The sequence below is a fragment of the Streptomyces sp. NPDC059224 genome, assembly GCF_042754285.1.
In the GTDB taxonomy this organism is placed as follows: domain Bacteria; phylum Actinomycetota; class Actinomycetes; order Streptomycetales; family Streptomycetaceae; genus Streptomyces.
The window spans coordinates 106975-120036 of the sequence record NZ_JBHZAN010000018.1 but is presented as its reverse complement, the minus strand read 5'-3'; the positions used below and the strand labels follow the sequence as shown (position 1 = coordinate 120036).

The window sequence follows — 13062 nt, the reverse complement described above, 5'->3', positions numbered from 1 at the left end:
TCGCGCAGTTGTCCGGCGGGTTCGACGGACGGGGGCGTGACCAGGAGGAGCCCTCCTCCGTTCACCTGAGTGGCGGAACGCCTGGACGGGTCGTGCCGCCGCCCGTCCACGCCCCCTGTCCCTCCGGAACCTCTCATCCGGCGCCGAGCACGTCCCAGGCGCACCGAGCGCAGGAGGTGCCTGCCATGCATCAGCCGAGCCCGCCCTCCACCGCCGACGACAACCGTCGTCTCCGGGACGGCCCCCCAGCCTGGCTCCCGTGGCCGGAAGGCCCGTCGGGGCAGCCACGCACCCGCACGCCTCGGGTCACGCCCTCACGATCGACGCCGGGGCGAAGGGCACGGGGCCCATCGGTGGGCTGCCGCCCACGCACACCGCGCTGATGTGCGTCGCACTGCCCGGCCTCGCCATCTCCGCGGAGCAGGGTCAGCTGACCGGCGCCGGCCTGGAGGGGTTCTACCGGGCGGGCCGGCGGCTGCTCGCACGCTGTCAGGTCCGGGTTGCCGGCCGCGAACCGCTCCCCGTGCAGGCGCGGATGGCCGGGGCGGACTGCGCACACTTCGTGGGAACCCTGCGGGCCTCCCCGGCAGCCGGCCCGGATCCGGACGTCGTCGTGGAACGGGCCCGGCACGCCGACGGCACCGAGCGCATCACCCTGCGCAGCTCCGCGCGCCGTCCGCTGCGTCTCGCACTGGAGGTGGCGCTCGGCACCGACCTTGCGGAGCTGAGCGCCATCGCCTCCGGCAGCCCCGGACCCGAACTCCCGGCCAACGTCCCCGACTCCGGGCTGCGCTGGACCACCCCCACCGGCAGCTCGTCGGTCACGGCGGACCCGCCCCCCACCGACGCGCTGGCCTCCGCGGGGCTGCTGCGCTGGGAGTTCGAACTGGCCCCGGGCGCGACGGTGAGCGTGGAACTACAGGTGCGTCCGGACAGCACGGGCCCCCTGCGTGCCGTGGGACGCACCGCGACCAGCCCGCTGGCACCCGCCAGGGCCGCGGGTGACGATCCGAGAGCCGCGGCGCTGCTCAGGACCAGCATCGAGGATCTCCAGGCGCTGCTGCTCCGTGACCCTGCCCATCCCTCCGACACCTACCTCGGGGCCGGGGCACCCTGGCGCTGTGGCCTGGCTCCGGCCGAGGCGCTCGCCGCCGCCCGGATGACCCTGCCCCTCGGCACCCGCCTCGCCGCGGGCACCCTGCGCACCCTCGCCCGCACCCAACTGCGAGGTCCGGGACCGCACGCGGGCATGATCCCCGGCCCACGCCGTGACGCCGGCGCACATCTGCCCCGGGCTGCACGGGCACCGAGGCCACCCTGCTCTTCCCCGCACTGCTGGCGGAGGCCCGCCGCTGGGGGCTACCGGACCAGGAGATCCGGGAGTTGCTGCCCGCGGCCGAGCGCTGCCTGACCTGGCTGCGCACCACGGTGGGCGACCACACCTATCTCTGCGACCCCCAGCCGGGCGGCCCAGCACGCAGTGAGACCCAGGCTCACGCCCACCGGGCCGCGCTGCTCGGCGCGGACCTCCTCGACGCGTACCACCGGCCCGGCGGCGCCGGGCTGCGGCAGTGGGCGGGGGAGCTGAGGGCGGCGTTCCAGTCGGACTTCTGGACCGAGGACAGAAGCGGCGGCCCTCCGGCGGCGGCGCTGACTCCGGACGGCCGACCCCTGACCCACCTCGGCTCCGCCGCCGTCCACCTGCTCGACACCGGCCTGCTCGGCGGCGGCAGACCGGCCGTAGGTCTGCTCGACAAGGTGCGGACGGAGCAGCTCGCCCGGCTGCTCGGCGGTGCGGTCATGGACTCGGGGTGGGGGCTGCGCGGACTCGGGGTCAAGGAGGCGGGACACAACCCGTTCGGGCACCGGGCCGGAGCCGTCCGGGTCCAGGAGACGGCACTCGCCGTCGCCGGGCTGGCCTCCGCGGGCTACGAGAAGGAGGCGGGCGGGCTGCTGCGCGGCCTGCTGGCGGCGGCCGAACACTTCGGTTACCGACTGCCCGAGATGTTCGCAGGCGAGCAGCGCACCGACGGGAGCGCCCCCCTTCCGCACCCCGCAGCCTGCCGTCGGGCAGCCACGGCGGCCGCCTCCGGGGTGCTGCTCCTCACCACGCTCGCCGGTATCCGCCCCGATGCCCAGTCCGGGACCGTCACGCTGCGGCCCGTCCACAGCGCGCCCCTGGGCGAACTGGGTCTGACAGGCCTGCGGGTGGCGGGCGCACCCTTCTCGATACGGGTCAGCCGGCTCGGCCTGGCAATGGTCGAGGAGGCCGCGAGCGGCCTGCAGTTGGGGGCGTGGCGGCCGGGACGCCCGGGCGAGGACGGGCGACGTCATCGGCGTGACGAACGGGTTGCCGGACGTCGGACGCGCGCCGGGACGGACCGCCGGGCGGCGTGTATCGGCGCGAAGTGGATCAGCAGTCGAAGCGGGCGACGAAGGGAGTGTTTATCGTCAGGCAGACGACTATGATCACCGCATGCCCTACGACCCGTCAGCCTTTCCGCCCTTCGCCGTCACCGTGGACCTGGTCGTGCTGACTGTGCGCCGCCACGCCCTGTGCGCGCTGGCGGTACGCAGAGGCGAGCAGCCGTTCCAGGGGCGCTGGGCGCTGCCGGGCGGCTTCGTGCGGGCCGACGAGGATCTGTCGCAGGCGGCGGCGCGGGAACTCGCGGAGGAGACCGGGCTGTGCGCGCACGTCCCCGACGCCCCCGCCCAGGACGGCGGAGCCCATCTGGAGCAGCTGGCGACCTACGGCGACCCCAAGCGCGACCCCAGGATGCGCGTGGTCAGCGTCGCCCACCTCGCCCTCGCTCCCGACCTCCCGGCACCTCGGGCCGGCGGCGACGCCAGTAACGCGCGCTGGGCACCGGTGGAGGAACTGCTCGCGCAGGGCGGGTACGGCCGGGACGGCGAACCTGTCGCCCCGCTCGCCTTCGACCACGCCCAGATTCTGTCCGACGGGGTGGAGCGCGCCCGCTCCAAGATCGAATACTCGTCCCTGGCCACCGCGTTCTGCACGCCCGAGTTCACGGTCGGTGAGCTGCGCCGGGTCTATGAGGCGGTGTGGGGCGTGGCGCTCGACCCGCGCAACTTCCACCGCAAGGTGACCGGCACGCCCGGCTTCCTCGTCCCCACCGGTGGCACGACCACCCGGCAGGGGGGCCGTCCGGCCCAGCTCTTCCGCGCCGGTGGTGCCACCCTCCTCAACCCGCCGATGCTGCGACCGGAGGTCTGACCGCCCGACAGCGCGAACACCGCCGAGATTGAACCCTTCTATACCTGGAAAAACGGTCATTCCGCGCTATCTTCCCTAAGGTGATCGAGGCCTTCGGACTGACCAGCACTGCCCGTAAGGCGCACCCGCCCGCCGTCGACGACGTGACCTTCGAAGCGTGCGCGGGTCGCGTCACCGCACTCCTGGGCGGGGCGGGCGCGGGCAAGACCACGGCGCTCAGGCTGATGCTCGAACTCGAACAGGGCCGTGGACTCACCTATTTCAAGGGCCGCCCCCTGCACCGCATCGCCCACCCCTCGTGTGAGGTCGGCGTCCTCCTCGGTGACGTTCCGGGTCACCCGGCCCGCTCCGTACGCGGGCATCTGCGCATGCTGTGCGCGGCGACCGGGGTCCCGGTCCGGCGTGCCGACGAAGTGCTCGAAGCGGTCGGGCTCGTCAGCCTGCGCGAGGAGCGCCTGGGCACGCTGTCGCGCGGCATGGACCGCCGGCTGGGCCTGGCCTGCGCGCTGCTCCCCGACCCGCACACCCTCGTCCTGGACGAACCCGCGCACGGTCTCTCCGCCCGTGAGGGCCAGTGGTTGCACCGCATGCTCCAGGCGCACGCCGCGCAGGGCGGCACGGTTCTGTTCGCCACCTCCGACCCCAAGGAAGCCGCCCGCGCCGCCGACCGCGTGGTCACCCTGGAGGCCGGCAGGCTCGTCGCGGACCAGGAGGCCAGCGACTTCGCCCGCACCCGGCTGCGGCCACGCGTAGCCGTCCGCAGCCCTCACGCCGCGCGGCTCGCCGCGCTCCTCACCAAGGAGGCCCGCACGGCCCACCGCTCGGTGGAGGTCGTCAGCGAAGGCGGCAACCGCCTGTCGGTGTACGGCAGCACGACGGCCGAGGTCGGCGAGGCCGCGTTCCGCCACGGCATCCTCGTCCACCAACTCGCTGACGAGGTCGGCGACATGGGCGCGGGCGCGGGAACGGAGCCGCCGACGGACGCCGTACGACGGCAGCGGGACGCGAACGAGCCGGCGGCGGAGGGGCAGCAGGCGGCCGACGGAGCACCGGCCGCCGGCCGGCGGGACACACCCGGAGTCGATCGACGTCCGGACGCGAGTGGTTCTCCGGTCACCCCGCAGCCTCGGACGTCGGCCGGACGGAGGTCGGTGAGTCAGTCGTGCACCGCCGACCAGGAGCCGGGCGAGGACCTGCCCGCGAAGACGGCGGAGCACTCCGCCACGGCCGAGCAGCGGCACGAATCAACCGGAGCGGGTGCCGAAGGGCCGGCGGTCCCGGCCGGGTCTCCGCACGCCGAACCTCCGGGCGGCACCAGCGGCACCGAGACTCCGGCCGCAGCGCTCTCGGCCCGGTCCGCAGGCGCCTCCGCGGTCGCCCGGCCGGCGTCGGCCGGCACCGCGTCCGCACCGTCTCCGGCCACCCCAGCCGAGTCGCCGAGCCAAGCCGCGGCCCCCGAGCTGATCTCCGCCACCGTCCCCGCCCAGCCGCCGTCCACTGCCGACTCGGCCCAGCCGTCCGCCGCCCCGTCCGCCCACCCGTCGGCGGTCACCGCCTCGGCCCGGCCACAGGCGTCGGCCGCCCCCGGCCAACCGCAGACCTTCGCCGTATCCCCCCAGCCGTCCCCCCGTCCCCTTCCGGACGATCCCACCAAGCCTTCGACGCGTGCCGCGTCCGGCGAGGCGCCGGCCACCCAGCTCCCCCTCGACCGGCCGCAGTCCGGTGCGGCCTCGACCGCCGAGGTCTCCGCCGGGCAACTCGGCGGGAGGTCGCAGCCAAGCGACCCCGCGGCGGTCGGTGGCGTGCCCGCCACCACTCCGGCCGGGCACGTGCGGCGGTCTCGAGCCGCCGCTCTCGACCACTCGTCACCGCTCCCGCCCCCCATCGCCGTCCGCTCCGCCCCCAGCCCCCTCCGCCCCCTGCGCTACGAATTCCGCCGGGCCGCCGGGATCGGAGCCGGGTTCGTCACCTGCGGTGCTGTCCTGGCGGTGTCCGCCGTCATCGCCGTCCTGCTCGCCCGGCTCGGGCACACCCCGCAGGCCCGGCTGTTCGCCGCATGGCCGCGGGAGCTGCCGCTGCCGCCCGCGGCGCTCGGTGCGGGACTGCTCGGGGCGCTGGCCTTCGGAGACGAGTTCCGCCATCCTGCGCTGGCGGCGGACCGCGGCACGGTGCCCAGGCGGCTGGGGCTGCTCACCGCCAAGCTGGCGGTCTCCGGCGCCACCGCCGTGCTGCTCTCGTTCCTCACCCTGGGCTGCGACGCCGAAATGCTCTATCTCGTCTACGGCCGGGAACTCGCGAGAGTTCCGTCGGACTGGCTTTCGATGACCGCCAGTTGGTTCGGACTGGTCGTCGGCTGTGCCTGGGCCGGCGTGCTGGCGGCAGGCGTCTTCCGGTCCACCACGGCCGGTCTCGCCGCGGTGCTCGCCGTACCCGTACTCGTCGTGCCGGTCGTACACAAGGCGCTGCAAGGGTCGGGTGTACGGATGGCCGCCGGACTTCCGATGCGGATGCGGGAGACGTTGCTGCTGCAGTGGCCCTTCGGAGGTGAGCGCTATCTGCTCGCGGCGGTTCGTGTGCTGGCCCAACCCGTGGGCGGGGCAATGGCGTTGTCGCTGACCGCGCTGCTCTGTGCCTACCTGTTCACCACCCTGCGGACCAGGCTCCGGTAACCCTGGACCGGCCGATACCGATCCCTCTGCGTACACAACTCCGCGCAGAAAGGCCATTTCTTTCTGATAAGGCGTCAATTGCGATGGGGTGAGCGATCACCCTTTCGTGTGCTTTTCACCAAAGACCTCAAGGGAGTTGGAGGCAGCGCCGACAAAGGATCCGTGAGTACCCTTGCGCACACCATGATGACCGCCGCCCGCTCCGCAGACTCTGGTCTGGTCGGCCCGGGCGAACTCGACCGCTACCCGTACGTGGATGCCCCCGTCACCGATCGTGTCGGCGCTCCCTCCTGGGAGGGCCCGGACCCGGAGCTGGGCCGTGTGGGGCGACGTGCCGCGGGCAGCCGCGGCCGCGGACTGCACGGTCAACTCGTCCAACAGCTGGGTCAGATGATCGTCTCCGGCGACCTGGGGGCGGACCGCCCGCTGGTGCCGGAGGAGATCGGCCAGCGATTCGAGGTCTCGCGGACCGTCGTCCGTGAGTCCCTCCGGGTCCTGGAGGCCAAGGGCCTGGTCAGCGCCCGCCCGAACGTCGGCACGCGCGTGCGTCCCGTCAGTGACTGGAACCTCCTCGACCCCGACATCATCGAATGGCGGGCCTTCGGGCCGCAGCGCGACGACCAGCGCCGCGAGCTCAGCGAGCTGCGCTGGACGATCGAGCCGCTCGCCGCCCGGCTCGCCGCCGGCCACGGGCGTGAGGACGTCCAGCAGCGCCTGTCCGACATGGTCGAGATCATGAGCCACGCGATGGCGCAGGGCGACGCGCTGACGTTCTCGCGCGCGGACGCCGAGTTCCACTCGATGCTCATCCAGATCGCGGGCAACCGCATGCTCGAGCACCTCTCCGGCATCGTGTCGTCGGCCCTCCAGGTCTCCGGCGGCCCCGTCACCGGCTGTGAGCGGCCGAACGAGACGTCCCTGGCCCAGCACGCGCGGATCGTCGACGCGCTCGGCACGGGTGACGGGACCGCGGCCGAGTCGGCCATGCGGCAGCTTCTCACCGTCCACCCAGAGGTCGAGCGCGTGGTTCCCGCCCCGCGTGAGCACTGACCCGCATCGAGAGCGGTGCGCTCGGTCGGTTCCGCGCTCCCGTAGCGCCGTCGGCCCGTGACCCCGCTTCCGCCGGACCCCGCCGGATCCCTCAGGGCTCCGGCGGGGTCCGGCGGCGGGACGGGCGCGCAGCGGCCGCAGGACGGAGGCCGCGACGGAAGGGCGGCCTGTGACGGGCTCTGTGGCGGTCGAGTGGCGTACGCGGTGTCGTCCGGCAACCTGAAGAGATCACTGACGGCTACTTTTGTTGTTATCTGACCGTTTTTGAGCGCTTATGGGGTGTGACTCGGGCCACGTAGATTGGGCGTAACGCTCTTGCGGACAGCGCGATGACCTAATAGGTGACAGCCGCGGAGGGAATACGGACGCCATTCATGGCGCTGTATATCTTCTCGGCCCCCCGCCCGCGCCGTCGGCCCATCCCCAAGCCGGCGGTCGGCTCCAGTCCGCCCAGGACGGGGCCGGAAGCCGTTTTCCAACGTTCCGAGAGGTTGTTCGTGTCGGCCAGCACATCCCGTACGCTCCCGCCGGAGATCGCCGAGTCCGTCTCTGTCATGGCTCTCATTGAGCGGGGAAAGGCTGAGGGGCAGATCGCCGGCGACGATGTGCGTCGGGCCTTCGAAGCTGACCAGATTCCGGCCACTCAGTGGAAGAACGTACTGCGCAGCCTCAACCAGATCCTTGAGGAAGAGGGTGTGACGCTGATGGTCAGTGCCGCGGAGCCCAAGCGCACCCGAAAGAGCGTCGCAGCGAAGAGTCCGGCCAAGCGCACCGCCACCAAGACCGTCGCGGCGAAGACGGTGACCACCAGGAAGGCCACCGCCACGGCCGCTCCTGCCGTGTCCCCTTCCGTCGCTGACGGCGCGGCCGAGGAGGAGGCGCCCGTGAGGAAGGCCGCCGCCGCCAAGAAGGCCGCCCCCACCGCCAAGAAGGCCGCCGCGAAGAAGACCGCGACCGCCGCGAAGAAGGCGGTGCCGGCAAAGAAGACCGCTGCCAAGAAGGACGACGCCGAACTCCTCGAGGAAGAGGTCCTCGAAGAGGCCAAGGCGGGCGGCGAGGAACCCGAGGGCACCGAGAGCGCGGGCTTCGTCCTGTCCGACGAGGACGAGGACGACGCGCCGGCGCAGCAGGTCGCCGCGGCCGGTGCCACCGCCGACCCGGTCAAGGACTACCTCAAGCAGATCGGCAAGGTCCCGCTGCTCAACGCCGAGCAGGAGGTCGAGCTCGCCAAGCGCATCGAGGCCGGTCTGTTCGCCGAGGACAAGCTGGCCAACGCCGACAAGCTCGCCCCCAAGCTCAAGCGCGAGCTGGAGATCATCGCCGAGGACGGGCGCCGCGCCAAGAACCACCTGCTGGAGGCGAACCTCCGTCTGGTGGTCTCCCTGGCCAAGCGCTACACCGGCCGCGGCATGCTCTTCCTGGACCTCATCCAGGAGGGCAACCTCGGTCTGATCCGCGCGGTCGAGAAGTTCGACTACACCAAGGGCTACAAGTTCTCCACGTACGCCACCTGGTGGATCCGTCAGGCGATCACCCGCGCCATGGCCGACCAGGCCCGCACCATCCGTATCCCGGTGCACATGGTCGAGGTCATCAACAAGCTCGCGCGCGTGCAGCGCCAGATGCTTCAGGACCTGGGTCGTGAGCCCACCCCGGAGGAGCTGGCCAAGGAACTCGACATGACCCCCGAGAAGGTCATCGAGGTCCAGAAGTACGGCCGTGAGCCCATCTCCCTGCACACCCCGCTGGGCGAGGACGGTGACAGCGAGTTCGGTGACCTCATCGAGGACTCCGAGGCCGTCGTCCCCGCCGACGCCGTCAGTTTCACCCTCCTGCAGGAGCAGCTGCACTCGGTGCTGGACACGCTGTCCGAGCGCGAGGCCGGTGTCGTCTCCATGCGGTTCGGTCTCACCGACGGCCAGCCGAAGACCCTCGACGAGATCGGCAAGGTCTACGGCGTCACGCGCGAGCGCATCCGTCAGATCGAGTCCAAGACCATGTCGAAGCTGCGCCATCCCTCGCGTTCGCAGGTGCTGCGCGACTACCTCGACTAGGCCGCAGCCGTACGTCGTCGAAGGCCCGGTCTCCCTACGGGGGGCCGGGCCTTCGGGCTGCGGGTCGCGATGCGCTGGATGACTCTGGGTGTCCCGGTACCACCCAGAGTGAGGAGCGTGCATGCGCCGTCCCTTTGCCCCGGTCCTGATCCGGCCGCTGATCCTGGCGGCCGTCGCCGCCGCGATACCGCTGGCCGGCCAGCCTCCGGCAGCCGCTGACAGCGTCGTCGTGGGCGGGTTCCCCGTCGACGTCTCGCAGACTCCCTGGACGGTCGCGCTGTCCAGTCGTGACCGGTTCGGAGGTACCCGGGCCGGCCAGTTCTGCGGAGGGGTGGCGATCGGCCGGACCACGGTGCTGACCGCCGCCCACTGCCTGGCCGACGACGTGATCGGGGGACCCGCCGGCCCGGTGCCTGACCTCAAGGTCATCGCGGGTCGCACGGACCTGCTCTCGACGCAGGGCCAGGAGATCCCGGTGACCGTCGCCCGGGTCAATCCACGCTACGACCCCGACGCGAACACCGGCGACTTCGCCGTCCTCACCCTCGCGCGGCCGCTGCCGGCCGCCGCCGTCGTCAAGATGGCCGCCGAGGGCGACGGCGCCTACCGGCCCGGGACGGGTGCCCTGGTCTCCGGATGGGGTGACATCACGGGCGGCGGCGACTACGCGCGCCGGCTGTACGCGGCGCGGATCCACGTGCTGCCCGACGAGGAGTGCGAGCGCGCCTATCCCGGCGGCGCCGACGGCACCTACCGCGCGGATTCCATGGTGTGTGCGGGCGAGGCCCTGGGCGGCCCCGACGCCTGCCAGGGGGACAGCGGGGGACCGATGGTGGCGCAGGGGCGGCTGATCGGACTCGTGTCGTGGGGCAGCGGCTGTGGGCGCCCGGGCAGTCCCGGGGTCTACACGCGCGTCTCAGAGGTCGTACGGGCTCTGGGGCCCGACGGTGTCCTCAGCGCGTCACGAAGGCCGCACACGCACTCCTGAGGGCTGCTGTGGGCACATGACGACGGGCGGTCGCTCCCCAGGGGAGCGGCCGCCCGTTCACCGGTCAGGGCCGGAGCTGGCTCGTCGTGGGTGCGAGAGGTCAGCGCTCATCTTCGGAGGCGGTGTTCGGAACGGAGGTCAGCCGCTCCGTCTCGTCCTGTATCTCAGCGGCGATCTTCTTGAGTTCCGGCTCGAACTTGCGTCCGTGGTGGGCGCAGAAGAGCAGTTCTCCGCCGCTGAGCAGCACGACGCGCAGGTATGCCTGGGCGCCGCAGCGGTCGCAGCGATCGGCGGCCGTCAGGTGGCTCGCGGGGGTCAGAACAGTAGTCACGTCGCCTCTTCTCTAGCTCGACGAGCTGTCGTACCAGGGTCAACATCCAACCAGCCCGAAAACGTTCCCGCTCGGGGCTTCTCCTCGAAAAAATCTTTCGAGGTGGCCGTCTGCTGCCGGTTGGCGGCGAATGTGCCGTATTGCGTCGTCTTCGGTGCTTACGGGTTCGCGCGGTTCATTCGGTCTCATCCTCCCGGCGGGGTTGCCGGTTGTTTGTGAGGACGTGCCCGGAGCCTAAATGGTTCATGCCTCGAAGGGAACGTGATATGTACTTCACTCCATGGAGGGATCGAACATGCATACGACCCTGGACTAGGGTGAGTTCGGGACGAGGGTGGCGTTACAACGGCTCTACCAGGCCTCGGTACCCTCTGAACGGCGACCGAAGCCGGCCCCTTACCCAAAAGGGGCACCAGTGAAATTCAGCGAGGAGCGAACCGCGTGACCGCCGATACGTCCGTGCCGTCCACAGCGCTGCTGGCAGGAGCAGACCGGGACGGCTCCAACTACACCGCGCGGCACCTGCTCGTCCTTGAGGGCCTCGAGGCAGTGCGCAAGCGCCCCGGTATGTACATCGGATCGACCGACAGTCGCGGTCTGATGCACTGCCTGTGGGAGATCATCGACAACGCCGTGGACGAGGCCCTGGGCGGCTACGGCGACCACATCGAGGTCATCCTCCACGACGACGGCTCCGTCGAGGTCCGGGACAACGGCCGCGGCATCCCCGTGGACGTCGAGCCGAAGACCGGTCTGTCCGGCGTCGAGGTCGTGATGACCAAGCTGCACGCCGGCGGCAAGTTCGGAGGCGGCTCCTACGCGGCCTCCGGCGGTCTGCACGGCGTCGGTGCCTCCGTGGTCAACGCGCTGTCCGCGCGGCTCGACGTCGAGGTGGACCGCGGTGGCCAGGTGCACGCGATCAGCTTCCGCCGCGGCGTCCCGGGCGCCTTCGCGGGCGACGGCCCGGACGCGAAGTTCGAGGCCAAGAGCGGGCTGCGCAAGACCAAGAAGATCCCCAGGACCCGCAGCGGCACGCGTGTGCGGTACTGGGCCGATCGCCAGATCTTCCTCAAGGACGCCAAGCTCACCCTGGAGATCCTTCACCAGCGGGCACGTCAGACGGCGTTCCTGGTGCCCGGCCTGACCATCGTCGTCCGTGACGAGTACGGTCTGGGCGCGGACGGCAGCAAGGGCGAGGAGTCCTTCCGCTTCGACGGCGGCATCAGCGAATTCTGCGAGTACCTGGCCACCGACAGGGCGGTCTGCGATGTCCTCCGTTTCTCCGGACAGGGGACCTTCAAGGAGACCGTCCCGGTCCTGGACGACCACGGCCAGATGACCCCCACCGAGGTCACCCGCGAACTGGGCGTCGACGTGGCGCTGCGCTGGGGCACCGGTTACGACACGACCCTGAGGTCGTTCGTCAACATCATTGCCACGCCCAAGGGCGGCACCCACATGGCCGGCTTCGAGCAGGCCGTCCGCGAGACCCTCAACGAGGTGCTGCGCGCCAAGAAGCTGCTGCGTGTCGCCGAGGACGACATCGTCAAGGACGACGCCCTGGAGGGCCTCACCGCCGTCGTCACCGTCCGGCTCGCCGAGCCGCAGTTCGAGGGCCAGACCAAGGAGGTGCTCGGCACCTCGGCGGCCCGCCGGATCGTGAACAACGTGGTCACCAAGGAACTCAAGGCGTTCCTCACCTCCACCAAGCGGGACTCGGCCGCCCAGGCCCGGGTCGTCCTGGAGAAGGTCGTCGCCGCCGCGCGGACCCGCATCGCCGCACGTCAGCACAAGGACGCGCAGCGCCGGAAGACCGCCCTGGAGTCCTCGTCCCTGCCGGCCAAGCTGGCCGACTGCCGCAGCGACGACGTCGAGCGCAGCGAACTCTTCATCGTCGAGGGAGACTCCGCGCTCGGCACGGCGAAGCTGGCCCGGAACTCGGAATTCCAGGCGCTGCTGCCCATCCGGGGCAAGATCCTCAACGTGCAGCGGTCCTCGGTGACGGACATGCTCAAGAACGCCGAGTGCGGCGCGATCATCCAGGTCATAGGAGCGGGCTCCGGCCGCACCTTCGACATCGACGCGGCCCGCTACGGCAAGATCATCATGATGACCGACGCCGATGTCGACGGCTCCCACATCCGCTGCCTGCTGCTGACGCTGTTCCAGCGCTACATGCGGCCCATGGTCGAGGCGGGGCGGGTCTTCGCGGCGGTGCCGCCACTGCACCGCGTCGAGATCGTCCAGCCCAAGAAGGGCCAGGACAAGTACGTGTACACGTACTCGGACCGCGAGCTGCGCGACAAGCTCATGGACTTCCAGAGCAAGGGCATCCGGTACAAGGACTCCATCCAGCGCTACAAGGGTCTCGGCGAGATGGACGCCGACCAGCTGGCCGAGACGACCATGGACCCGCGCCACCGCACCCTGCGACGGATCAACCTCTCCGACCTCGAAGCCGCGGAGCAGGTCTTCGACCTGCTGATGGGCAACGACGTGGCTCCCCGGAAGGAGTTCATCTCCGGCTCGGCGGCGACGCTGGACCGGTCGCGGATCGACGCGTAGCCGGTGCGCCGGGCCTTGGCCGAGGGGTCGGGGCCCGACGCCGGGACGGTGAGCCGCCGGCCGGCGGTGGGCCGGCGAGCCGGACGTGGGTGAGTGAGGCGAGCGCGGGCAGCGGCGGCAGGCCGCGTGGTGGCGAGGCCTGCCGGTGGCGTGCATGCGGGGTGAGCGTG

General features: G+C 71.5%; 7 protein-coding genes and 1 pseudogene. 7 read left to right on the top strand and 1 reads right to left on the bottom strand.

The genetic code is table 11. The features are described from left to right. Window positions 1–382: 382 nt before the first annotated feature. The 6 genes and pseudogenes from ACFXI4_RS21225 to ACFXI4_RS21200 all read left to right on the top strand — a co-directional run. A pseudogene (locus ACFXI4_RS21225) lies at window positions 383–2295 on the top strand (glycogen debranching N-terminal domain-containing protein); the annotation flags it as partial. Window positions 2296–2476: 181 nt separating this feature from the next. Then, the gene (locus ACFXI4_RS21220; protein ID WP_362721031.1) at window positions 2477–3235 is read left to right on the top strand and encodes an NUDIX hydrolase; all 759 of its coding nucleotides are present in this window, start codon (window positions 2477–2479) and stop codon (window positions 3233–3235) included. An 80-nt stretch (window positions 3236–3315) separates the two neighbouring features. Next, a complete protein-coding gene (locus ACFXI4_RS21215; RefSeq protein WP_384993074.1) occupies window positions 3316–5904 on the top strand; it encodes an ATP-binding cassette domain-containing protein in 2589 nt (862 codons plus the stop codon). A gap of 162 nt (window positions 5905–6066) precedes the next feature. Next, window positions 6067–6954, top strand: a complete 888-nt coding sequence (locus ACFXI4_RS21210; RefSeq protein WP_384993071.1) for a FadR/GntR family transcriptional regulator — start codon at window positions 6067–6069, stop codon at window positions 6952–6954. A gap of 497 nt (window positions 6955–7451) precedes the next feature. Continuing rightward, window positions 7452–9008 carry an RNA polymerase sigma factor gene (locus tag ACFXI4_RS21205; protein WP_384993069.1) on the top strand — a complete coding sequence of 519 codons (1557 nt, stop codon included), beginning with the start codon at window positions 7452–7454 and terminating at the stop codon, window positions 9006–9008. A gap of 121 nt (window positions 9009–9129) precedes the next feature. After that, a complete protein-coding gene (locus ACFXI4_RS21200) occupies window positions 9130–9996 on the top strand; it encodes a serine protease (protein ID WP_384993066.1) in 867 nt (288 codons plus the stop codon). A gap of 100 nt (window positions 9997–10096) precedes the next feature. Here the strand turns inward: ACFXI4_RS21200 and ACFXI4_RS21195 are convergent, their stop codons facing one another. Beyond that, window positions 10097–10327, bottom strand: a complete 231-nt coding sequence (locus tag ACFXI4_RS21195; protein WP_351326738.1) for a hypothetical protein — start codon at window positions 10325–10327, stop codon at window positions 10097–10099. Window positions 10328–10768: 441 nt separating this feature from the next. Here ACFXI4_RS21195 and ACFXI4_RS21190 point away from each other — a divergent pair, with 441 nt between their 5' ends. Next, window positions 10769–12892, top strand: a complete 2124-nt coding sequence (locus ACFXI4_RS21190; RefSeq protein WP_384993063.1) for a type IIA DNA topoisomerase subunit B — start codon at window positions 10769–10771, stop codon at window positions 12890–12892. Window positions 12893–13062: the final 170 nt, after the last annotated feature.

Bases quoted from the DNA above. Each gene is read 5' to 3' on its own strand.
- ACFXI4_RS21220 (WP_362721031.1), top strand. From the start codon at position 2,477: ATGCCCTACGACCCGTCAGCCTTTCCGCCCTTCGCCGTCACCGTGGAC.
- ACFXI4_RS21200 (WP_384993066.1), top strand. From the start codon at position 9,130: ATGCGCCGTCCCTTTGCCCCGGTCCTGATCCGGCCGCTGATCCTGGCG.